Consider the following 22883-nt stretch of genomic DNA (forward strand, 5'->3'; position numbering starts at 1 on the left):
GCACGGCGGTCGCCGGTCACGTCGGGGCGCGCGGGCGCGACGTGACGCGCGCTGCGATGCGCCAGCCACGTCGGGTCGCGCGGGCGCGACGTGACGGGCACGGCGATGCGCCGGCCACGTCGGGGCGCGCGGCCGCGACCTGACGGCGCTGCGATGCCTGTCCGGAAGGACATGTGCATGCGCGGGCGGGGCCCGGGATGATCTGCGCGGCTTCACCGACGAGCACGGGCCGTCGCCGCTGGCCCGGTGCCCGTCCTGTCTGCGGTCCGTCGCCGACGACTGCGCCGGGGAGCATCTGTCCCGGCGGACAGGTGCGGCCGCTACCAGACCTGCAGCTCGCCGACGACCGCGAACTCGTGCGGCCCGGCGAACACGCGCACGCCGTGCTCGCCCGTCTCGCCCTCGGGGACCGTAATTCATAATTGGTGCTCTCGGTGCGGCGCATGCCGATCACCACCTCGTGCGGGCCGGGCACGATCTCGAGCGTCGGCACGTGGACGCGGAAGCGGTGCAGCAGATAATCGCCGGGGCGCCAGTACTGCGGCGGGTAGATGTTCTCGACCAGGTCGTGAGGCATCGGGTTGACGCGCGACAGCCGGCCCTGCTGCAGGCGCACGGTGATCTTGCTGCCGCTCGGCATGGCCTTGAGCGGGCGGAGGACCACCCGCAGCTCGACGTCGCGGCCACGCACGACCGGCTCGTCCCACTCCCACGCGATCACCTCGACGAAGTCGTCGAAGCGCACCAGCGTCTGGTGGGCCAGCTGCGGCGGCTCGTCGAACAGGACCCGGCGGATCGGGTTCACGTCGGTCTCGCCGGGCGGCAGGGTGTTGGCCACCAGCAGGACGTCGCGGTTGCTGGCGTCGAGCACGTACAGCGGGAAGCCGGCGGCGCGGGCGGTCTGGTGCAGCGCGGCCAGCTCGCTGGTGCGGATCAGCGCCGCCGCCGGGGCCGGCTGGCGCAGCGCGCCGCCGAGCGCCTCGCGGGTGGCCAGCGGGACCCGCCGGTCGGCGGCCGGGCCGTAGAGGTCGAGGCCGGGGTCGGTGACCCGGTGGACGCCGAGCGTCGGCGGCAGCGACCCGGCCTCGGCCCACGCGGCCCAGCGCGTCAGCGGGCGCAGCAGCGAGAACTGCTCGCTGGTCCGCGGCAGCAGGTCGCGGCCGTAGCTCCACGTCTGGCGGCCCAGGCAGGCGATCATGACCGCGGCCGGCAGCCAGGCGGGCAGGCGGGTGCGCGCCAGGTATAGCCTTTGGGACATGCGTGAAGCGCCCTGTCCTCCGGGACCTGGCGCGGAGAACATGGCCGAAAGGACAAGCGCGAGCGCGGCCCCGCCGGCGAGGCCGGCCAGCAGGTCGGCGGCGCCGAGGTCGGCGGCGGGGTAGTTGTGCTCGCCGCGCGCGGGCACCAGGGCGGCGCCGATCCGGCTGGGGGTGCGGCGGGCGTCCTTGGCGAAGATCCAGCAACCCGCGAGGGCGAGCACGAGGGCCAGCCGGCGGGCCGCCGCGGGGGTCCGCGCGGACACGAGGCGGGCGAACGCGGCCGCGGCGAGGACGGCGGCGGGCACGGTCAGCGGCACCGCCCGCGCGCCGTACAGCAGCGAGGAGGCGCTGACCAGCGCGAGGCCGACGGCGAACCACAGCGCCGGCCAGCGCGCGCGCCGGGCTGCAGCAGGCCGAGCAGGACCAGCGGCAGCCACGGGAACAGCTGGTAGCCGCAGTCCTCGAGCGCGGCGTGGAAGCCCCGGATGTGCGGCCGCTCGCGCAGCGCGAGGTCCTTGGCCGCCCCGAGCGCGGGGATGTAGCCCTCCTGCTGGTGATAGGCCAAAAAGCCCGCGACGCCGGCGGCCGCCAGCGCGCCGGCGACCAGCACCAGCCGCAGCGGGCGCTGGAGGGCGGATGGCGGCGGGGACAGGTCCGAAGGGACAGGTGACGTGCGAGCGGCGAGCGCGGAGGACGGAGCGGCCGAGGAGGCGGGGCCGGCGAGCGAGGAGCCTGGCGCGGAGGCCGGGTCGACGGGGCGCGTCGAGGCTGCCCTCTCGGACATGTCCTCCGCGCCATGCCCCGAAGGCAATGTCCCCACGGACATGTCCGAAGAGGCAGGCCCCCACAGCGCCGCGGCGGCCAGCGGCAGGGCCACGCCGAGCCACAGGCCGGAGGCGGTGGCGGCCAGGGCGAGGGCTCCGGCCCCGGCGGCGGCGAGGGCGAGGCCGCGGGCGAGGCGGGGGCTGGCGAGGGCGGCGGCGAGGAGCAGGGCGGCGGCGGTGGCGGCCAGCTCGCCGACCGGGTCGCCGAGGGCCAGGCGGCCCTGCGTGAGCGACAGCGGGAATCCGAGGGCGAAGGCGCCGGCGAGCAGGGCGATCGTCGGCGACAGGCCGAGCGCGCGGGCCAGGCCGGCGGCGAGCGCGACGAGGACGCAGGTGGCGATCGCGCCGGGCAGGCGGATGGCCGCCGGGTCGCCGGTGAGCGCGAGCGCCTGCGTCCGCAGGGCGTCGGGCAGCCACGGGCTGCGCTCCAGGCCCGAGAGCGCGGCGCCGAGGGCCGCCTGGGCGCGCTGCAGCGCCCCGATCTCGCCCTGCGACCACAGGCCGTGCGCCCCGTAGCCGGGGACCAGCACCAGCGCCGCGACGGCGCCGGCGACCAGCCCGAGCGGCCACGGGCCGGGGCCGGCATGGGGGGGCCGGCATGGGGGCGCGCGGGCTGGCGCTCGGGCGGTGCGAGGGACAAGGGGCCGGAGTGTACTCGTTTTCTCCGCGGCTCCACGGGCAGCAGACGCCCCGTGGCGGGCGCCCCGGGGTGTACTTCGAGTATCCTCCGGCCCATGCTGTCCCGCTTGCTCTCGAAGCGCCGGTTCGCCGCGGCGCTGGCGCTCGGTCTCTTGCTGGTCGACCCGGCGACCACGTCGGCGGCCCCGGGGGCCGAGGCGGCGGCCAAGAAGCTCGACGCGTTCGTCTACAAGGTCGCGATGGACGACCCGCACCGCCACGAATTCCAGGTCGAGCTCGGCTTCTCCGACCTGCCGGGCGAGGTCACCGACCTGCAGCTGCCGCGCTGGAACCCGGGCGCCTACCGCGTCACCGAGGCCCACCGCAACGTCCGCGGCATGGTCGCCGAGACCGCGAGCGGCAAGCCGATCCCGGTCGTCAAGGTCGACGAGATCACCTGGCGGGTGAGCCACGGCGGCCAGCCGTTCAAGGTCCGCTACCGCGTCTACCGCGGCAGCTACAGCGGCATCGGCGGGGCCTTCCTCGACGACGAGTTCGGCTTCTTCAACGGCGTGTACCTGTTCCCCTACGCCGTCGGCCACAAGGACCGCCCGATCGAGCTGCGCGTCGAGGGCCTGCCGGGCGCGCAGGTGGTCTGTGCGCTGCCGCGCGCGGGCGGCGGCGGCAAGGCGTTCAAGGCGGGCGACTACGACATGCTGGTGGATGCGCCGGTCCACGTCGGCAAGGTCGACACCATCAATTTCAAGGCCGGCAAGGTCCAGTTCCACGTCGCCCTGCAGGGCATCGGCAACTACAGCGACAAGAAGCTGAGCTCCGACCTCGCCAAGATCGCCGACACCACCTACGCGATCTTCGGCGGCGAGGAGGGCGTGCCGTTCACCGACTACACGTACATCCTGCACCTGCGGCCGGGCGGGCGCAGCGGGCTCGAGCACCGCAACTCGACCGCGATCGGCCTGGAGCCGTGGATCTTCGGCGACCCCGCGGCCTACCGCAAGTTCCTCGGCACCGCCGCCCACGAGTTCTTCCACGCGTGGAACGTCAAGCGCATCCGCCCCGGCGTGCTCGGCCCGTTCGCCTACGAGCGCGAGGTCCACACCAGCATGCTGTGGTTCTCGGAGGGCTTCACCAGCTACTACGCGTGGGTGATCCTGGCCCGCGCCGGCCTGGCCAGCGAGGCCGAGGCGATGGAGGCGCTCGGCGAGCAGATAAAGCGCCTGCAGGAGTCGCCGGGGCGCAAGCTGATGACCGTCGAGCAGGCCTCGTGGGAGGCCTGGCTGCGGCCCGACGACGGCGGCAACAGCTACGTCGACTACTACAACAAGGGCATGCTGATCGCCCTCGCCCTCGACCTCGAGCTGCGGCGGATCTCCGGCGGCCAGCGCAGCCTCGACACCGTCATGCGCGAGCTCTACGGCCGGTGGAAGAACACCGGCGCCGGCATCTCGCCGACCGAGCTCGAGGCCACCTTCGTCGCCGCCGGCGGGCCGCGGGCGCCGAGATCAGCGAGCTGTTCCGCAAGTACGTCCACGGCTTCGACGAGATCGAGTACGCCAAGCACCTGCGCCTGTCCGGCTACAAGATGGACATGGTCCAAGAGACAGGTGGTGACCTCGAGCTGGTGTTCGCCGACGGCGGCGACAAGGGCGCGACGATCAAGCTGGTGCGCCAGGGCGGCGCCGGCGACAAGGCGGGCCTCGCCAACGGCGACGTGCTGGTCGCCATCGACGGCCTCAAGATCGCCGGCGCGGCCGAGGCCAAGCGGCAGATCAAGGCGATGGCCGGCAACTCGCGCCACACCCTGACGATCCAGCGCGGGGCGCGGATGATCGAGCGCACCGCGGTGCCCGCGACCGGCGGCCCTGTCACCTACAAGATCGCCCTCGATCCGGCCGCCACCTACGAACAGATGGTCCTGCGTCAGGCCTGGCTCGGCTACACCGCGCCCGCCCCGGCGAGCGGCAACAGCACCCTGCGCGACGCGGCCCTCAAGCTGTTCAACCAGGACCCCACGATCGGCGCCGAGCCCGAAGACGGTTCGGTGGTGGTGGTGCCGGCCGGCGGCAAGAAGAAGGCGAAGAAGCCGGCGGCGAAGAAGCCGGCCAAGGCGCCCGCCAAGTAGCAGCGCGGGCCCGCGGTGCGCTCGCCGCTTGCGCGAGAGGCAAATCCGGTCACACACTGGGCGATGCGCCTCCCGGCATGCCTCGTGCCTTGCGCGTGCCTGGCGGCGCTCGTCGCCTGTCGCGGCGCGTCCGAGCCGGCGAAGCAGCAGGCGCAGACAGCCCAGCCGGTGTCGATCGCGCCGGCCGAGCCCGGAGGGCTGCGCGCGCCGGAGCAGTTCGCGGGGATCGCCGACCCGGTCGAGCGCTCGCGGGCGCTGTTCCTCGAGGCGTCGCAGGTGATGCTGCACCCGCGCTGCACCAATTGTCACCCGGCAGGCGACACGCCGCTGCAGGGCGACGCGGCGCAGATCCACGACCCGCCGGTGGTGCGCGGCCCGGCCAACGAGGGCGTGCCGGGGCTTCTGTGCACGTCGTGCCACCAGGACGCCAACCTCGAGCTGGCGCGCGTGCCGGGGGCGCCGAAGTGGCACCTCGCGCCGATCGAGATGGCGTGGGTCGGGCTCACGCCGGCGGCGCTGTGCGAGCAGATCAAGGATCCCAAGCGCAACGGCGGCAAGACGCTGGCGCAGCTCGTCGAGCACTCGGCGCACGACGAGCTGGTCGCGTGGGGCTGGGAGCCCGGCCACGGGCGCACGCCGGCCCCGGGCACGCAGGCGCAATTCGGGGCGCTGATGGCCGCGTGGGTCGCGGACGGCGCGGCCTGCCCGGCGGGGGAGGGGCCATGACGATCACCTTGCACGTCAACGGGAAGCCGCACGTCCTCGACATCGATCCGCAGATGCCGCTGCTGTGGGCGCTGCGCGACCACGTCGGCCTCACCGGCACCAAGTACGGCTGCGGCCAGGCGCTGTGCGGCGCGTGCGTGGTCCACCTCGACGGCGAGGCGGTGCGCGCGTGCGTCACCCCGGTGCGCCGGGCCGACGGCCGCGCGGTGACGACGATCGAGGGCCTCTCGCCCGACGGCTCGCACCCGCTGCAAAAGGCGTGGGTCGAGCTCGCGGTGCCGCAGTGCGGCTTCTGCCAGGCCGGCCAGATCATGACCGCGGCGGCGCTGCTGGCCAAGAACCCCAGCCCGTCCGACGCGGACATCGACACCTCGCTGGCGGGCAACCTGTGCCGCTGCGGGACGTATCTGCGGATCCGCACCGCCGTGAAGCAAGCGGCGGCGGCCGGCGGCAAGGAGAAGTGAGCGCGATGTCCGGGCCGCCGATCCGCCTGCTCCGCCGCAGCTTCCTCGCCGGCCTCGGCGGCGCGCTGTCCGGGCTCGCGCTCGGCTCGTTCGCCCGCGCCGAGCCGGCCCTGCCGCCCGCCGTCGACCCAGCGGCGAAGGCGGCGGCCGAGGCCGAGGGCGCGGGGCTGCGGCCCAACCTGTTCGTCCACGTCACGCCGAACGGCGGGGTCCAGATCGTGTGCGCCCGCTCGGAGATGGGGCAGGGCGTGCGCAGCTCGCTGCCGGTGCTGATCGCCGACGAGCTCGGCGCCGACATGAGCCGGGTCGAGGTCGTGCAAGCCCCCGGCGACCCGGCCTACGGCGACCAGAACACCGACGGCTCGCACAGCGTGCGCGGCTTCTACGACGCGCTGCGCAAGCTCGGCGCGTGCGCGCGGATGATGCTGATCGCGGCCGCGGCCAAGCAGTGGAAGGTGGCGCCGAACACCTGCACGGCCCACGACCACGCGGTCCACCACGAGGCCAGCGGGCGCTCGCTGGGCTTCGGCGAGCTGGCGATCGCGGCCTCGAAGCTGCCTGTCCCGAAGGACATTTTACTGCGGCCCAAGGCCGAGCTGCTGCACGTCGGCAAGGATCTGCCGCTGCTCGACGGGCCGGCGATCGTCGACGGGAGCGCGGCCTACGGGGCCGACATCGTGCTGCCGGGGATGCGGACGGCGATCGTCGCCCGCCCGCCGGTGGTCGGCGGCCGGGCCACCGCGCACGACGCCACGGGGGCGCTGGCGGTGCCCGGCGTGCGCGCGGTCGTGCCGCTGCCGGCGCCGACGCCTCCGTTCGCGTTCCAGCCGCTCGGCGGGATCGCCGTGGTGGCCGACGACACCTGGTCGGCGATGCGAGGCCGCGCGCAGCTCGAGATCACCTGGGCCGCCGGCGCCAACGGCGAGTACGACTCCGAGACCTACCGCAAGACCCTGCTCGCCGCCGTCGGCCTGCCCGGCGTGGTCGTCCGCGAGGTCGGCGACGTCGGCGCGGCGATGGCGGGCGCGGCCAGGCGAGTCGAGGCCGTGTACCACGTGCCGCACCTGGCCCACGCGACGATGGAGCCGCCGGCCGCGGTGGCCCAGTTCCACGGCCAGAGCTGCGAGGTGTGGGCCTCGACCCAGAACCCGCAGGCCGCCCGCACCTCGGTGGCCAAGGCGCTGGGGCTCGACGAGGAGAACGTCACCGTCCACGTGACGCTGCTCGGCGGCGGCTTCGGCCGCAAGTCGAAGCCGGACTACGTGGTCGAGGCGGCGCTGCTGGCCAAGGCGACCGGCGCCCCGGTGCGCGTGCAGTGGACGCGCGAGGACGACATCCAGCACGACTACTATCATACGGTCAGCACCCAGCGGCTGGTGGCCGGGCTCGACGCGCAGGGCAAGGTGGTCGCCTGGGAGCACCGCACCGCCTTTCCGCCGATCGGCTCGACCTTCAGCGACACGGCGCTGTCGGCCCCCGGCGAGCTGCAGCAGGGCGTGCTCGACGTGCCGCTGGCGATCGCCAACGTGCGCGCCGAGAACTGCGAGGCGCGGGCGCACACGCGGATCGGCTGGCTGCGCTCGGTGGCCAACATCTATCACGCGTTCGCCGTCCAGAGCTTCATCGCCGAGATCGCCGCGGCGAGGAGCCGCGACCCGCGCGACACCCTGCTCGAGATCGTCGGCCCGCCGCGGATCGTCACGCTGAAGGAGCTCGGGGTCGAGTCGCTGCCGAACTACGGCCAATCGCTGGACGAGCACCCGATCGACACCGCCCGCCACCGCCGGGTGATCGAGCGCGTGACCGAGCTGGCCGACTGGGACAACCGACAAAAAAACGGCCGCGCGCTCGGCCTCGCGGTCCACCGCAGCTTCCTCACCTACGTCGCCGTGGTCGTCAGCGTGGTCCACGGTCCGGACGGCAAGATCCGCGTCGACGAGGTGTGGAGCTGCCTCGACGCCGGCACCCTCGTCAATCGCGAGCGCGTGCACTCGCAATTCGAGGGCGCGGTGATCTTCGCCCTCAGCCACGCGCTGTACGGCGAGATCACGATGCAGCAGGGCGCGACGGTGCAGAGCAACTTCCGCGACTTCCGCCTGATGCGCTTCCCCGATGCCCCGCGGGCGATCCACGTGGAGATCGTCGCTGACGACGGCCCGTCGTGCGGCGTCGGCGAGCCGGGCGTGCCGCCGGTGGCCCCGGCGCTGGCCAACGCGATCTTCGCCCTCACCGGCCAGCGCGTGCGCGACCTGCCGATCGCGCGGAGCCTCAAGGTCTAGGCGCGCGAGCCCCTGACCTGCAGAGGCCGATCGGCGTCGGGGGGTGATTTGTTCGCCGCGTGGGTCGGCCGACGGTTATCCTGCCGCCATGCCGAACTACGTGCGCGCGCTGGTCCTCGCTCTCCTCGTGCCTGCCTGTGGCGACGACGGCACCGCGAGCACTGGCAGCACCAGTGGCAGCACGGCCGACGATCCGAGCACCTCGTTCGTCAGCGCGACCACCAGCACGACGACGACCGGCGTGCCGACGACCACCGACGCGCCGACGACCACCGACGCGCTCACGAGCACGACGACGACCGGCGACACGACGACGACGACGAGTGACACGACCACGACGTCGACGAGCGACACGACGTCGACGAGCGACACGACCTCGGCGGGCGACACGACCTCGACGAGCGACACTTCGACGAGCGACACCTCGACGAGCGACACTTCGACGAGCGACACCACCACGAGCGACACCAGCACGACCGGTCCCGGCGAGGCCTGCGGCGACGGCCAGATCGATCCGGGCGAGGCGTGCGACGACGGCAACGACGTCGACGACGACGCCTGCACCGACGCCTGTCAGCTCCCGCAGTGCGGCGACGGCATCGTCCAGGCCGGCGAGGGCGAGGCGTGCGACGACGGCATGTTCAACGCCGACGAGGCGGCCTGCACCCTCGAATGCGCGGCCGCCAAGTGCGGCGACGGCCTGGTGTGGGCCGGCATGGAGCAGTGCGACGACGGCAACATGGTCGACGACGACGCCTGCGCCAACGACTGCACCGGCGCGACCTGCGAGGACGGCCAGAAGAACGGCAGCGAGACCGGGGTCGACTGCGGCGGCCCGGACTGCGACGCCTGCGAGTTCGTGCTGCTGCTCGGCGGCAACGCGACATCGATGCTCGGCGGCCACTTCGACGGCGCCGCCTGGGCGGTGAAGAGCATCGCCGCGCCCACGGTCGACGGCCTCGACATCGCGGTCACCAGCGAGGACATCGGCGTCGGCGTGTTCCGCTTCACCAAGATCGGCGACCCCGCCGACAACCAGCTGCGCTACGTCACCTGGCAGGCCGGCACCTGGTCGGCGCCGGCGCAGATCGGCGCCGACACGACCCGCGCCGCGCCCACCATCAGCGCCGTCGGGGCCGGCGCGCACGCGGTGTTCCACGGCGACAACTTCCAGCACTACTACGCGCGCTTCACCGCCGGCGCGTGGAATCCGACCGCCGAGACGATCGGCAGCTTCGGCCCCGGGCCCGGCAGCGTGACCACGCTCGGCAGCGACGCCCTGCTGGTCTTCCACGACGGCGCGCAGAACAACCAGCTGTTCGCGCGCCGGCGGACCAATGCCTGGCAGGCGCAGCAATTGGTCGACAGCGAGGCGCAGGCGTTCGACCGCCAGCCGGCCGTGGTCACGCTCACCAACGATCGGGTCCTCGCCGTGCACGCCGTCAACAGCGGCGGTCAGCTGCGCTTCGGCGTTTTTAATAATGGCGCGTGGTCGGCCCCGGCCCAGGTCCCCGGCGCCCAGGCCTCGGCGCCGCCCGCCCTCGCCCCGCTGCCCGGCGGCGACGCGGCGCTGGCCTTCCGCGGCCAGGACGGCCAGCTCTACGTCGCGCTGTACACCGCTGGCGCCTGGCAACCGGCCGCGACGGTGCTGCAGCCGAGCCCGACGATCTACGGCCCCCCGGCGCTGGCCGCCGGCGTCGGCGCCGCAGACCTCGAGCTGGTCTATCTCGACGGCCAGGCCCACACGCCCCGCCACACGCGCCGCGTCGGCGGCAGCTGGTTCGCGCCGACGATCGTCAGCAACACCGCGCTCGAGCGGGTAGCCGTCGCGCGCTCGCAGTGACGCGCGCGCTCGGCCGCCTCTGCTTCGCCAGAGCATCGGCGTAGCGCCGATTCGACCCGCGCCGCATCACGAGGCTCCGGCACGCGAGCTCGCGGATGAGACGGCGAATCGTCAGGCCGCTCGAGGTCGATCCCCGCCGCCGGTCTGCTCGCGGCCGCCTTCCAGCTCGCGCTCTCCCTGTGCCGCATGCAATCGAGCAGGCCTGGTATATGGCCTTAAGGTTATGTCCCGACAGACATGTTTTAAAAAACAATCACAGCGGCCACGGCCCGGCCTTGAGCAGCATGATTGAACCATCGAGGCTGTCCGCCTCGAGCTCCACCGGGTCGCCGGGCTCGCTGAGGTCCTCTGCGTTTTCCGGCATGAAGTAGCCGCGCTCCTTTAAAGGCGTCGGCCTTGGCGCGGTCGAGCACCAGCGGGCGCACGCGCCAGCGGCCGTCCTCCACCACCACGGCGTGGTTGAAGTGGTGGCGGCCGAAGCGGACCTGGGCGCCGGGGGCCAGGGGTGCGGCGCGGCGGAGGCGGGTGATGAACGCGTCGAGCGGCTCGATCGGGCGGGGTGCCATCGCGACATGGTCGGCGATCGACGGGCGGCCGTCGATTGGCCCGCCGGGAGCAACAATGAGTTGTCGGCGGAGCATCTACTTTAGTCGCACGGCCGTCACTACGTTGAACCCATGAGCGAGCTCCTCTACACCCCGATCGTGCTCGGCGACCTCGAGCTGAAGAACCGCGTCGTCATGGCCCCGATGACGCGCAGTCGCGCGCCCGGCAACCTGGCCAACGAGCTGATGGCCACCTACTACGGCCAGCGCAGCGAGGCCGGGCTTATCGTCACCGAGGGCACCGCCCCCGCCGCCGACGGCCTCGGTTATGCGCGGATCCCCGGCCTCTTCAATTCCGAGCACGCTCGCGGCTGGCGCGGCGTCACCGAGGCCGCCCACGCCGGCGGCGCCAGGATCTTCGTCCAGCTCATGCACACCGGGCGCGTCGGTCACCCGCTCAACCTGCCGCCCGGCGCCGAGGTGCGGGGGCCCTCGCCGGTCGCGCTCGCGGGCGCGATGTACACCGACCAGGAGGGGCCGCAGCCGCACCCGGTGCCGCGCGAGCTGAGCGAGGTCGACATCGCCGCCGCGATCGAGGGCTACGCGCGCTCGGCCGGGCTCGCGCGCGAGGCCGGCTTCGACGGGGTCGAGCTGCACGGCGCCAACGGCTACCTCATCGACCAGTACTGAACAGCGCGAGCAACCGCCGCAGCGACGGGTGGGGCGGGACGGTCGAGGGTCGGGCGCGCTTCGCCCTCGAGGTGGCGCGCGCGACTGCCTCGCGGATCGGCGCAGGCAGGGTGGGGATCCGCCTGTCCCCGCACGGCACGTTCAACGGGATGGCGGTCGACCCCGAGCTCGACGCGGTGTTCGTCCACCTGGTGCGCGGCCTGTCGGAGCTCGGGCTCGCGTACGTCCACCTGGTCGACTTCGGCGGCAAGGTGGTGCCCGCCGATCTGCAGGCAGACATTCAGAAGAATTTCCGCGGCCGCCTGATCCTCTCCGGCGAATACGACGCGACCCGCGCGGAGGCCGATCTCGCCGCAGGTCGCGGCGATCTGATCGCCTTCGGCCGCCCGTTCATCGCCAACCCGCGCCTGGTCTCGCGCCTGCGCGCCGGCCTGCCGCTGGCCCAGGGCGACCCCTCCACGTTCTACACGCCGGGCGAGCGCGGCTACACCGACTACCCGCTCGAGTGACGGCGCGCTGAATGCCTCGATGGACATGCTCGAAGAGCATGCCCTCGGGAGCATGTTCTTGAAGACAGTTTCAGCGGTAGTCGGTGAGGTGGCGGCGGCTGCGGCCGCGGGGGCTGTTGGCCTGTTCGTCCTCGCGCTGGCAGGTCGCGCACAGCGTGGCGGTGGGGACCAGGAGCAGGCGGCGCTGCGCGATCGGCTCGTCGCAGGCCTCGCACAGGCCGAACTCTTCCGGGTCGTCGGCCATGCGGCGGAGCGCCTGCTCGATGGCGGCCAGGGCCTCGACGCGGGCGCGGTTGCGGTTGGACGCGATGACCTGCGTCATCTCGGTCAGCGGCGCCGCGTCCTCGTCGGGCTTGGTCACCACCTCTTGCTGCTCGAACTCCACCGGCACGTCGCCGCCCTTCAGCAGTTCGGCGCGGCGTTGCAAGAGGAGCGTCCGCATCGGCCCGAGCTCGTCCGGCTTCATCGCCGACGCAGGATACTCGAGGCCTGGCGCGGCGGCGAGTCGCCGGCTGCCGCGGGCTTGGGGGGCCCTGGAACTGGTGTAGGGTGCGGCGCATGTACGCGCGCCCGCCCCACCCCGCAACCTCGCACCGCCTCCGCCACGCGCTCGCGTGCGGGCTCTGCACCCTTCTCGCCTGCGGCGAGCCCGGCGAGGTCGCGCCGAAGACCGGCGACAAGGCGGAGAAGGCGGGCAAGGCCGACAAGCCCGCCGACGCCAGGGCGCCCGAGACGCCGGTCGACGCCGAGCCGGCCGAAGAGTACGCGTGAGAGCTGCCGCAGGGCATGCGCGCGCCCGAGGTGCCGGCCGACAACCCGATGAGCGCCGCCAAGGTCGAGCTCGGCCACAAGCTGTTCATGGACAAGCGGCTCAGCACGGATGGCACGCGCAGCTGCTACAGCTGCCATCAGAACGAGCTCGGCAACGCCGACGGGCGGGCCAAGGCCCTCGGCCCCGGCGACAAGGAGCTCCCGCGCAACACCCCGACGATCTGGAACGTCGCCTATCACACCGCTTATTACTGGGACGGCCGCTCGCCCACGCTCGAGAAGCAGGCGATCGGCGCGTGGAAGGGCGGCAACATGGGCGTCGGCGAGGACAAGCTGGCGGCCAAGGCGGCCGAGATCGGCGCGCTGCCGGAGTACAAGGCCGAGTTCGCCCGCGTGTTCGCGCTGAAGGACGGCGACCCGGTGCTGCCCGAGCACGTCGCCAAGGCGCTGTCGGCCTACGAGCGCACGCTGCTGTGCGGCGGCACCGCGTGGGACAAGAACAGCATGAACGAGGCGCAGCAGCGCGGCTGGGAGCTGTTCCGCGGCAAGGGGGCGTGCACCACCTGCCACGTCGGCGACAACTTCAGCGACGACCTCTACCACAACATGGGCATCGGCCTGTCCGACGCCGGCGAGGGGACCGACAAGGGTCGCCTCGATGCCTCGAAAGATCCGGCCGACACCTACAAGTTCCGCACCCCGACCCTGCGCAACGTGACGCGGACTGCGCCCTACTTCCACGACGGCAGCGTGGCCGACCTCCGCACCGCCGTGAAGACCATGGCCGGCGGCCCGAAGCGCGAGGGCCTCGACCCCAACTACGCCGACCGCGGCCTCACCGACGCGGAGGTCGACGACCTCGTGGCCTTCCTCGGCGCGCTCGAGTGCCCGGGCTCGCTGGCGACGATCGGCGACCAGGCGGTCCCGGGCATCACCGGCCCGGCTCAGCCTGCAGCCCCGCGGCCCCGGCAGCTCCGGCCAAGTGATGTGCTAGGATCGCCGCACCATGCAGGTCGACATTTATTATTGCGTGCGCTGAAACTACCTGCCCCAAGCCACCGGTCTGGTGGCCGATCTGCAGGCTCGCTTCGGCGACAGGCTCGAGTGCAAGGTCCACCGCGGCGATCGGGGCGTCTTCGACGTCGTCGTCGACGGTCAGAAGATCTTCAGCAAGGACGCCCTCAATCGCTTCCCCAAGCGCGGCGAGGTCGGTGACCTGATCGCGGCGCGCCTCGGCGACAAGCGGCGTTGATCCAGGTCTCCCGGCCGACCGGGCGCCTGGCTCCAGTGGATGCGCAGGGCGCCCGCCGGCGACGCGAGGGCGCGCTCTTGCACCGTGCGCGGACGCGCCGTAAGCATGAGTCATGTCATCGGTCGCGTCGCGTTCGGCTGTCGTCGTCGTGCTCGTGTCGGGGTGTGTCGGCTACGAGCCGAGCGGCGGCGGCGACGACGACGGTCACGAGCTGACCGAAGGGACAGGTTCGTCGAGCAGCGACGACACCGCCGGCGGGTCCGCGCCGGACGGCTGCGTCGACGCCTGCGAGGACGGCGCCGCGATGTGCGACGCGGGCGGCGTGGCCCGCTGCGCCGCCGGCGAGGACGGCTGCCGCGCGTGGGTGCCTGAAGGGCCATGTCCGGAAGGACAGGTGTGCAGCGACGGCGAGTGCAGCGCGGGCGTCGGGTTCGCGCGCGAGCCCGCGGCGTGGGCGGTGCCCGTCGGCGGGCGCGCGGGCGAGGGCTTCGCCACGCCGACGGGCCAGGCGGCGGCGATCGGCGACGACGACTGGGCGCTGCTCGACCTCGACGGCGACGGCGCGCTCGACCTCGTGCGCACCGCCGCCGCGTACCCGACCGGCGACGGCTTCGTCACGCGCACCAAGGGTTTTCCGCTGGCCCCGTTCTGGGAGGTGCACCGCGGCGGCGGCGGCGACGGCTTCGCGGCCGCGCCCTCGGCCTGGTCGGTGCCGGTCGGCGTCGGCCTGGACGGTCGTGGCCTGGTCGCGGCGGCGGGCGAGCCGGTCGAGGTCGGCGACGTCGTGTGGGCCTTGCGCGACGTCGACGGCGACGGCCGCCCCGACCTCGTGGTCACCGGCGTGCGCGCGAGCAAGTCCGAGGTCGTCCCGCTCGGCTGGCCCGACGCGCCGCGCTGGGACGTCTACTTGAGCGACGGGTCCGGCTTCGCCGCCGAGCCGCAGGCGTGGGTCCTGCCGCCGGGCAACGACGCCGGGTTCTTCCACCACGTCGACGGCGCCCCGCTGGCCCCGAACGCGCCGGCCTGGTCGCTGCTCGACCTCGACGGCGACGGCTGGACCGACCTCGTCGTCAGCGGGCGCGTCAGCGGCCAGCGCCACGTCTCACCTGGCTTTCCGGACAGCCCGTTCTGGGAGGTCCACCGCGGCGGCGCGACCGGCTTCGACGCCCCGCTGACGGTGTGGAGCCTGCCGCCGGGCGGCGGCGCCACGACCGGGTTCGCCCGCCTGACCGGCGTCGCCGAGGCCGCGGGCGACCAGGAGTGGGCGTTGCTCGACCTCGATGGCGACCGCCGGCTCGAGCTCGTGGTCACCGGCCAGCTGGACGACGTCGCCGCCGGCCCGGCCGCGCTCGACCTCGACGGGGCCCCGGGGTGGGCCGCCTACCCGGCCGGCGCGACCGGCTTCGAGCTGTCCTCGAGGACCGTCGCGCTCCCGCCCGCGGGCGGCGGCACCGGCGAGCGCGGCTACTACGCCGTGAGCGGCGGCCAGGACGGCGCCGGCAGCTCCAGCGCGCCGTACGACGCCACCGGCTGGGAGCTGCTCGACCTCGACGGCGACGGCCGGCTCGACCTCGTCGTCACCAACACGGCGCGGGAGATCGCCGGCGGCGTGTACAAGCGCGAGGCGCTCGGCGGCGCCGAGCCGTACTGGGACGTGTACTTGGGGACAGGTGCCGGCTTCGTCGCCGCCACCCGCTGGCCGACCCCGAGCGGCGGCTACCTCGGCCGCGGGTTCCTGTGGGGCCGCGGCCAGACCGCGGTGCCGCAGAACGAGGGCACGGTGCTGTGGCACACCGGCGACCTCGACGGCGACGGCCGCCCCGAGCTCGTGGTCACCGGCCTGGCCGCGGCCAACGGCGACGGCGCCCCGTGGAGCTGGCACGTGCCCGGCCTGGCCGAGGAGCAGCCGCGCTGGCGCGTCTACTGGCCGGCGCGGCCGTAGTAGCATGCGCGGCGTGGTACCCGACGAACTCGTCCTCGCCGTCGAGCGCGGCTCCCTCGACACCATCGAGCAGGCGCTCGACGCCGAGCCGGGTCTCGTCACGGCGCGCACGGGCGACGAGGACACCCTGCTGCACCTCGCCTGCTGGCAGAAGCAGACCGCGATCGCGGCGCTGCTGCTGGCCCGCGGGGCCGATCCGAACGCGCGCGGCTGCTACGGCCGCACCTCGCTGCACTACGCCGTGCACGACGGGCGCGCGGTGAGCGTCGAGCTGGTGCGCCAGCTCCTCGCCCACGGCGCCGATCCGTGGATCGCCGAGAACAACGGCTTCACCGCCGACGCCTGGGCGCGCCAGGAGATGTGGGACGAGCCCCTCGCCGCGGTGCTACGGCAGTTCGCCGCGGTGCCCCGACCGGACCGGCGCTAGCGCCGCGAGGCGTTTCGAGCGGCGCTCCGGTATCCTCGCGGCGATGACGACGGCGAGCGCGGGGCAGGGGGCGGCGAAGTGCTTCGGGGTGCTCGGCGATCCGGTCGCCCACTCGCGGTCGCCGGCGATGCACGCGGCCGCGTTCGCGGCGCTCGGCCTGCCGCACCGCTACCTCGCGTTTCACGTCGCCCCCGGGCGGCTGGCCGACGCGGTGCGCGGGGCCCGGGCGCTCGGCTTCGGCGGGCTCAACCTCACCGTGCCGCACAAGCAGGCCGCGCTGGCCCTGTGCGACGACCTCGGCCCCGAGGCGCGGCGGATCGGCGCCGTCAACACCCTCGTGTTCGCGGACGGCGCGATCGTCGGCCACAACACCGACGGCCGCGGCTTCGCGGCGGCCGTCCGCCAGCTCTCTTCCAAACATGTCTTGAAGGCCATGGTCCTCGGGTCAGGCGGCGCGGCGCGGGCGGTGGTCGACGCGATCGTCGGCGAGCTGCTCGGTCCCGGAGGACATGTCGTGTGGGTCAGCCGCGATCCCGCGGCGCTGGCGGCCGAGCTGCCGGCGGGCGGGCCCGTGGTCGCTGCCGGCTGGGACGCGGTCGGCGGCGCGGGGGTCGACCTGCTGGTCAACTGCACCACCGTCGGCATGGCCCACGGGCCGACCGAGTACCCGGCGCCCGCGGCCGCGCTGGTCGCCGGTCTGGCCCCCGGGGCGCGCGTGGTCGACATCGTCTACCCGCGCCCGGCCGGCGGCCTGCTCGACCTCGCCGAGGCGGCCGGGGCCCTGGTCCAAGATGGGCTCGAGATGCTGCTGTGGCAGGGCGTGTTCGCCGAGGCGCTGTGGCTCGGCCGCTCTCTCGGGCCCGAGGTCGTCGCGGCCATGCGGGCGGCCCTGCGCTGAATCGCGGACCTATCGCCGATCTGTCCCGAGGGACCGTTGGAGGGCCGGGCGGGGCGCTCGGGCCGGCGGAGAAATCGCCGATCTGTCCCGGAGGACCGATCGGCGGCGCCGATACGGGCGCTCGAGAATCGCTGGATCTGTCCCGAAGGACCGATCGACAGACGGCCGGGAATCACCGGTCTGTCCCGGAGGACCGATCGGCGGCGCCGGGGCGGAGAATCGCTGGACCCGGTCTGGGGGCTGGGGGCGGCTCACGTTCCCGGAGGCGATCTTCGATCTGTCCCCTGGGACCGATCCAGGGCGTTTTGGCCTGCAGGAGCCGGGCTGGCGGCGGGATTTGATCTGTCTCTCGGGACCGGTCCCCGATCTGCATGCGTGGATCTGCGGCGGCCGCAATTGTCGCATCGGGGTCGGCAGGCCCGAAATTGCTCCGCCGATCGGGCTCGGGCATGGTCGCCGCGCCTGCTGCGCTCCTCGAACCTGGCCGATCGATCTGGTGCTGTGATCGGGCCTGAAAGCCTGATCACCTTTCTGTCCGTGGGGACAGCCGCCTCGGTGCGCCTCGGAGTCGTTGGCGCGTCCGATCTCCCTGAAAAACGATCGGCCTCGATCGCGTGTGATCGAGGCCCTCGAGCCGGACTCGTGGGCGGCGGGCCCGGCCGCACGTTCGGAAGGCAAAATCTGTCCCATGAGACACCTCGGTCGGCCGCCTGCGGTGCTGGCCGTACGCCCGATTGGACGATCTACGCGGTGAATTTGCCGCCGCTCGGGCGCCTGGGCCTGGTTTGTAGGGGTATGAGTCGGACCTACATCCGACTACACACCCCTGCGAAGAACACAAATTTTTGCAATGGGCGATCGCCTCGGATAAGTGCGTAGTTCGAGAAGCGAAGCACATGACCGTCAGGCCAGGAGCCCGGCGGGAAAGTGGGCAGGCAGTATGGCGCAGTTCGAACTCGAGGAAGTCGTTCAACAGGCGAAGATCAAGGTCATCGGCGTCGGCGGGGCTGGAGGCAACGCCGTCAATACGATGATCACGAACAAGGTCGAGGGCGTCGAGTTCTACACGGCGAACACCGACGTGCAGGCGCTCGAGAAGAGCATGGCCCAGACCGTGATCCAGCTCGGCAAGGACGTCACGCGCGGGCTCGGGGCGGGCGCCAACCCGGAGAAGGGCCGCGAGGCCGCGCTCGAGAGCGTCGACGAGATCGCCGAGGCGCTGCGCGGGGCCGACATGGTGTTCGTGACCGCCGGCATGGGCGGCGGCACCGGCACGGGCGCCGCGCCGATCATCGCCCAGATCGCGCGGGAGATGGGCGCGCTGACCGTCGGCGTCGTCACCAAGCCGTTCCGCTTCGAGGGCAAGCGGCGCCTGCGGTTCGCCGACTCGGGCATCGAGAAGCTCGAGAAGGCCGTCGACACCCTCATCACGATCCCGAACGACCGCCTGCTGCAGGTCACCTCCTCGAACACCAGCCTGCTCGACAGCTTCCGCCTGGCCGACGAGGTGCTGCAGCACGCCACCCAGGGCGTGTCCGACCTCATCACCGTCCCGGGCATCATCAACGTCGACTTCGCCGACGTGCGCACCATCATGAGCGGCCAGGGCCGCGCGCTGATGGGCATGGGCATCGGCCACGACGAGGGTCGCGCGCTCGCGGCGGCCCAGCAGGCGATCAGCTCGCCGCTGCTCGAGGACGTCACGATCCACGGCGCCCAGGGCATCCTCATCAACATCACCGCCGGTCCCGACCTCAAGCTGCACGAGGTCGAGGAGGCCGCCTCGCTGATCCAGGAGGCCGCCCACGAGGACTGCAACATCATCTTCGGCGCCGTCATCGACCACAACATGGGCGACGCGCTGCGCATCACCGTCATCGCCACCGGCTTCGACCGCCACGCGCCGGCCGAGGAAGAGCTCGAGCAGGTCATCCGCTCGACCATGACGACCGCCCCGGGCAAGCGCCGCTCGCAGGTCCAGGTCCCGTTCGGCATGCCGAGCGCGCAGCCCGTGCAGCAGAACCCGATGTTCGCCTCGAACCCGCCGCAGCCGCCGCCGCAGCCGCAGCAGAGCTCCAGCAGCCTGCGCCAGTCGATGGTCGAGCGCCTGAGCGTCCACGAGCGCGGCACCTCGGTGCCTGTCCCTTCGGCCAGCTCGTCGAGCATGAGCCGCTCCGGCGTGATCGGCCAGCCGAGCGCCCCCCAGGTCCACACGCCCGTCCACCCGCAGCAGCAGGTCCACCCGCAGCAGCAGGTCCACCCGCAGCAGCAGCACCCGCAGCAGCAGGTCCACCAGGGCGTGCGCCAGTCGCAGCGCATCGAGCCGCCCGCGGTCGGCAGCGACCCGAGCGAGATCCCGGCGTTCCTGCGCCGCCGCGACGAGAACGGCTTCATCCGCTGAGCGCCGGCGCGGTCGCCTGACGCGAGGGACATGCTCTTCGGAGCATGTCCCTTTCACATGTGCGCAGCGGCCTCGTCGAGCTCGCGGGCATGGCAAGAGGGACATGCCCGAGCGGGCATGTCCCTTCGCACAGCTCTCACAGTCGCTACGATTTACCAGGGCAGCCGGTCGCGCATGTGGAAGAAGCCGCCGGTCGGGCCGTCCGCGGGCAGGGTGGCCAGCCACACGCTGGTCTTGGCGCCGTCCTCGACCTCCATCGGGGCCTGCTCGCCGCCGAGGTCGGTCTTGACCCACCCGGGTGGGCCGCGTTGACCTTGACGCTGGTGTCGCGGAGCTCGTGGGCGAGGTGGATCGTGTACTGGTTGACCGCGGCCTTCGAGGTGTCGTAGGCGACCGACTTCATGTCGTAGATCGGCGACGACGGGTCGGCGTGCAGGGTCAGCGAGCCGAGGATGCTGCTGACGTTGACGATCCGGCCGGCCTCGCTCTTGCGGACCAGCGGCAGGAACGCCTGCGTCACCGCGACCAGGCCGAACACGTTGGCCTCGAAGGTGCCGCGCCACTGCTCGAGCGTGGTCTGGCTGGTGGTGGTGCCCCAGCCCTCCTGCACCACGCCGGCGTTGTTGATCAGGGTGTCGAGCTTGCCGTGGCGGGCGCCGACCTGCTCGGCGGCGCGAGCGATCGAGGCGGCGTCGGTCACGTCGAGCGCGACCGCCTCGGCGCCGAGCCCTTCGCGCGCCATCTGGGCGACCGCGGCCTCGGCCTTGGCGGCGTCGCGCGCGGCGACGATGACCGTGTGGCCCTCGCGCGCCAGCTGCCGCGCGGTCTCGAAGCCGATGCCCTTGTTCGCCCCGGTGATCAGGATGATTCGCTTGCTCATGTCGTCGTCCTCGGCCGCCATCGTGCGGCCGCGGCGGAGTTGCAGCAAGCGCATCGTCTTCATGATAGGATGCACGGTGTGCAACTGCAGGGCGTGGACCTCAACCTGCTGGTCGCCCTCGAGGCGCTGCTCAGCGAGCGCAGCGTGACCCGGGCGGGCGCGCGGCTGGGGCTGACGGCCTCGGCCACCAGCCACGCCCTGGGGCGCCTGCGCGCGACCTTCGGCGACAAGCTGCTGGTCCGCACCCGCGGGGGGATGATCCCCACCGCCCGCGGCGAGCAACTGCTGGTCCCGCTGCGGGCCGCCCTGCGCGACGTCGGCGCCCTCCTGAGCAACTCGGCCCGCTTCGACCCGCGGACCAGCCGCCGCGAGTTCGTGCTCGCCAGCACCGACTACATCGAGGCCGTGCTGCTGCCGCCGCTGCTCGCCCGCGTGTCGGCGGCGGCGCCGGGGTGCAGCTGCGGGTCCGCCCGCTCGAGCTCAGCGACGTCGCCGCGCCGCTCGAGACCGGGGCGATCACCGTCGCTCTCGGGGTGGTGTTCGAGAACAGCCCCGGTCTGCAGCAGCAGGCGCTGTTCTCGGAGGAGATGGTGCTCGTGTGCCGCAAGGGCCACCCGGACGTGAAGCGCACCATCGACCTGGCGACCTACCTGCGCCTGCGCCACGTGTTGGTCAGCGTGCGCGGCGGGTCGCAGAGCGTGGTCGACGACCAGCTGGCCGAGCTCGGGCACGCGCGGCAGATCGCCCTGGTCGTGCCGCACTTCCTGGCGGCGCCGCTCATCGTCGCCAGCTCCGACCTCGTGCTGACCACGCCGGCGCGGCTGGTGCGGCGGCTCGGCCCGGCCCTCGATCTGCGCACGCTGGCGCCGCCGCTGGCGGTCCCGGGCTTCACGGTGCGCCAGGTGTGGCACGAGCGCCACCAGGACGACCCGGGCCACCTGTGGCTGCGCCAGCAGATCTTCGCCGCCGCCAAGACGCTGGCGACGGGTAAGGATGGGAGCCGATGTTGAGCCGCGAGCGAGTCGACGAGTTCCGCGAGCAAGGGTTCGTGGTGTTGCCGCGCCTGGTCGCCGCCGAGGCGCTGGCGTCGATCCGCGGCGCGGCGCTGGCGATCGTCGACCGCTTCGACCCCGAGGCCGAGCGCACCGTCTTCACCACCAAGGACCGCGACGCCGGCCGCGACGACGTGTTCTTCGCCTCGGCCGAGGGCGTGCGCTGCTTCCTCGAGGAGGGCGCGCGAGGTGCCGACGGTCGGCTCATCTGCCCGCCGCGGCTGGCGATCAACAAGATCGGCCACGCGCTGCACGACCTCGTGCCCGAGTTCCGCGAGTTCTGCCGCCAGCCGTGCTTCGGCGAGCTGCTGCGCGACCTCGGCTATGCCGCGCCGGTGCTGTGGCAGACGATGTTTATCTTCAAACAGCCGCGGATCGGCGGCGAGGTGCGGTGGCATCAGGACGCGACGTATCTGATCAGTGAGCCGGCGTGCGTGACCGGGCTGTGGGTCGCGCTGGAGGACGCGCACCGCGACAACGGCTGCCTGTGGGTGCAGCCCGGCGGCCACCGCACGCCGCTGCGCGAGCGCTACGAGGTCGACTGGAGCCGCCGCACCGGCACGCTGCACACCGTCGACGCCACGCCGTGGCCGACCGACGCGCAGGCGGTCGCGCTCGAGGTGCCGGCCGGCACCGTGGTGGTGTTCCACGATCACCTGCCGCACCGCAGCTCGCACAACCACTCGGCGACGTCGCGCCACGCCTTCACGATGCACGCGGCCGAGCAAGGCGCGGGCTGGTCCGAACGCAATTGGCTGCAGCGGCCGACGCTCGGGGACTTCGCGCTCTGAAGACGCAGTCGTCCCTCCACTCCGAGGACAGCTGAAAGAATCGTCCGAGGATGCGCGGGCTCATGGTTCATTGACATCGCTTTGCGTGTCTCTGTACCCTCGGCCGCGATGCGTAGATCTTTGCTCCCGCTCCTCGTCGCGGCTGCGACGGTATCCTGCTCACAAGTCTCCGAGACACGAATGGTCTTTGCCTCGCCGCTCGACGCGAATTGTCCGCTCGAGTTCATCCAGGCCGACATGCAGAAGATGCGACCGGGCGGTGAATGGGAGATCCTCGGTTATGTGACGATCGGCAAGGTCGGGAAGATGGACCCGCTGGACGAGAAGTTCCGCGAGATCGTCCGCCCCCGCGCTTGCAAGATGGGGGGCGAGGCGATCGCAGTGATGACCTCGGCCACCAACAGCACCCCGATCAGCACCGGCTCGGGCACCGTGTACGGCGTGCTCCGCCGGCCGCCGAGCGGCGGTCAGGCGCCGCAATCGTTCTGAGTCGCCGGCCGCTCCACGCGAGGCCGAGTCGTCGATGCGAAGGATGCGAGTGTGCCGGCGCGTCTCTCGTTCGTCCGAGG

Annotated in this window: 16 protein-coding genes and 5 pseudogenes; 18 read left to right on the top strand and 3 right to left on the bottom strand. The window is 72.8% G+C overall.

Going from position 1 to position 22883, the window contains the following annotated elements:
- Positions 1 to 16: 16 nt before the first annotated feature.
- Complete coding sequence (locus OV079_RS44500; protein WP_267775918.1) at positions 17 to 1696, bottom strand: hypothetical protein; 1680 nt, start codon at positions 1694 to 1696, stop codon at positions 17 to 19.
- A 1265-nt stretch (positions 1697 to 2961) separates the two neighbouring features.
- Here OV079_RS44500 and OV079_RS44505 point away from each other — a divergent pair.
- The 7 genes and pseudogenes from OV079_RS44505 to OV079_RS44535 all read left to right on the top strand — a co-directional run.
- Positions 2962 to 4047, top strand: a pseudogene (locus OV079_RS44505) (M61 family metallopeptidase); the annotation flags it as partial.
- 263 nt (positions 4048 to 4310) lie between these two features.
- A complete protein-coding gene (locus OV079_RS44510; RefSeq protein ID WP_267775920.1) occupies positions 4311 to 4844 on the top strand; it encodes a PDZ domain-containing protein in 534 nt (177 codons plus the stop codon).
- Positions 4845 to 4907: 63 nt separating this feature from the next.
- Complete coding sequence (locus tag OV079_RS44515; protein WP_267775922.1) at positions 4908 to 5570, top strand: Isoquinoline 1-oxidoreductase subunit; 663 nt, start codon at positions 4908 to 4910, stop codon at positions 5568 to 5570.
- The gene (locus OV079_RS44520; protein WP_267775923.1) at positions 5567 to 6034 is read left to right on the top strand and encodes a (2Fe-2S)-binding protein; all 468 of its coding nucleotides are present in this window, start codon (positions 5567 to 5569) and stop codon (positions 6032 to 6034) included. Before OV079_RS44515 ends, OV079_RS44520 begins: the two co-directional genes overlap by 4 nt.
- Before the next feature lie 5 nt (positions 6035 to 6039).
- Positions 6040 to 8313: a xanthine dehydrogenase family protein molybdopterin-binding subunit gene (locus OV079_RS44525; protein WP_267775924.1), complete on the top strand. Its 2274-nt coding sequence runs from the start codon at positions 6040 to 6042 to the stop codon at positions 8311 to 8313.
- An 88-nt stretch (positions 8314 to 8401) separates the two neighbouring features.
- The gene (locus OV079_RS44530) at positions 8402 to 10156 is read left to right on the top strand and encodes a DUF4215 domain-containing protein (RefSeq protein WP_267775926.1); all 1755 of its coding nucleotides are present in this window, start codon (positions 8402 to 8404) and stop codon (positions 10154 to 10156) included.
- A gap of 677 nt (positions 10157 to 10833) precedes the next feature.
- Positions 10834 to 11900, top strand: a pseudogene (locus OV079_RS44535) (alkene reductase).
- Positions 11901 to 11970: 70 nt separating this feature from the next.
- Here the strand turns inward: OV079_RS44535 and OV079_RS44540 are convergent.
- The gene (locus OV079_RS44540; RefSeq protein ID WP_267775927.1) at positions 11971 to 12366 is read right to left on the bottom strand and encodes a TraR/DksA family transcriptional regulator; all 396 of its coding nucleotides are present in this window, start codon (positions 12364 to 12366) and stop codon (positions 11971 to 11973) included.
- A 92-nt stretch (positions 12367 to 12458) separates the two neighbouring features.
- Here OV079_RS44540 and OV079_RS44545 point away from each other — a divergent pair, with 92 nt between their 5' ends.
- The 7 genes and pseudogenes from OV079_RS44545 to ftsZ all read left to right on the top strand — a co-directional run bounded on the left by OV079_RS44545 (position 12459) and on the right by ftsZ (position 19591).
- On the top strand, positions 12459 to 12671 hold the full coding sequence (locus OV079_RS44545) for a hypothetical protein (protein WP_267775928.1): 213 nt from the start codon (positions 12459 to 12461) through the stop codon (positions 12669 to 12671).
- A gap of 48 nt (positions 12672 to 12719) precedes the next feature.
- Positions 12720 to 13538, top strand: a pseudogene (locus OV079_RS44550) (cytochrome-c peroxidase); the annotation flags it as partial.
- Between the two features lie 199 nt (positions 13539 to 13737).
- Positions 13738 to 13923 (top strand): Rdx family protein, encoded by a 186-nt coding sequence (locus OV079_RS55065; RefSeq protein ID WP_338089007.1) that lies wholly within the window; start codon positions 13738 to 13740, stop codon positions 13921 to 13923.
- A 154-nt stretch (positions 13924 to 14077) separates the two neighbouring features.
- A complete protein-coding gene (locus OV079_RS44555) occupies positions 14078 to 15865 on the top strand; it encodes an FG-GAP repeat domain-containing protein (RefSeq protein ID WP_267775930.1) in 1788 nt (595 codons plus the stop codon).
- Positions 15866 to 15878: 13 nt separating this feature from the next.
- Positions 15879 to 16292 carry an ankyrin repeat domain-containing protein gene (locus OV079_RS44560; RefSeq protein ID WP_267775931.1) on the top strand — a complete coding sequence of 138 codons (414 nt, stop codon included), beginning with the start codon at positions 15879 to 15881 and terminating at the stop codon, positions 16290 to 16292.
- Between the two features lie 43 nt (positions 16293 to 16335).
- Positions 16336 to 17190 (top strand): shikimate dehydrogenase family protein, encoded by an 855-nt coding sequence (locus tag OV079_RS44565; protein ID WP_267775932.1) that lies wholly within the window; start codon positions 16336 to 16338, stop codon positions 17188 to 17190.
- A 940-nt stretch (positions 17191 to 18130) separates the two neighbouring features.
- Positions 18131 to 19591 (top strand): cell division protein FtsZ, encoded by a 1461-nt coding sequence (ftsZ, locus tag OV079_RS44570; RefSeq protein ID WP_267775933.1) that lies wholly within the window; start codon positions 18131 to 18133, stop codon positions 19589 to 19591.
- Between the two features lie 152 nt (positions 19592 to 19743).
- Here ftsZ and OV079_RS44575 read toward each other — a convergent pair.
- A pseudogene (locus tag OV079_RS44575) lies at positions 19744 to 20471 on the bottom strand (SDR family oxidoreductase).
- Positions 20472 to 20540: 69 nt separating this feature from the next.
- Between OV079_RS44575 and OV079_RS44580 the strand changes: the two are divergent.
- The 4 genes and pseudogenes from OV079_RS44580 to OV079_RS44595 form a co-directional block, all read left to right on the top strand.
- Positions 20541 to 20738, top strand: a pseudogene (locus tag OV079_RS44580) (LysR family transcriptional regulator); the annotation flags it as partial.
- Between the two features lie 185 nt (positions 20739 to 20923).
- On the top strand, positions 20924 to 21481 hold the full coding sequence (locus tag OV079_RS44585; protein ID WP_267775935.1) for a LysR substrate-binding domain-containing protein: 558 nt from the start codon (positions 20924 to 20926) through the stop codon (positions 21479 to 21481).
- A complete protein-coding gene (locus OV079_RS44590; protein ID WP_267775937.1) occupies positions 21475 to 22314 on the top strand; it encodes a phytanoyl-CoA dioxygenase family protein in 840 nt (279 codons plus the stop codon). The genes OV079_RS44585 and OV079_RS44590 overlap by 7 nt, the downstream gene beginning before the upstream one ends.
- A gap of 180 nt (positions 22315 to 22494) precedes the next feature.
- Entirely contained in the window at positions 22495 to 22803 is a 309-nt protein-coding gene (locus OV079_RS44595; RefSeq protein ID WP_267775938.1) for a hypothetical protein, read from the top strand.
- The last annotated feature ends 80 nt before the right edge of the window (positions 22804 to 22883 follow it).

The sequence above is a fragment of the Nannocystis pusilla genome (assembly GCF_026626665.1).
GTDB lineage: Bacteria > Myxococcota_A > Polyangia > Nannocystales > Nannocystaceae > Nannocystis > Nannocystis pusilla.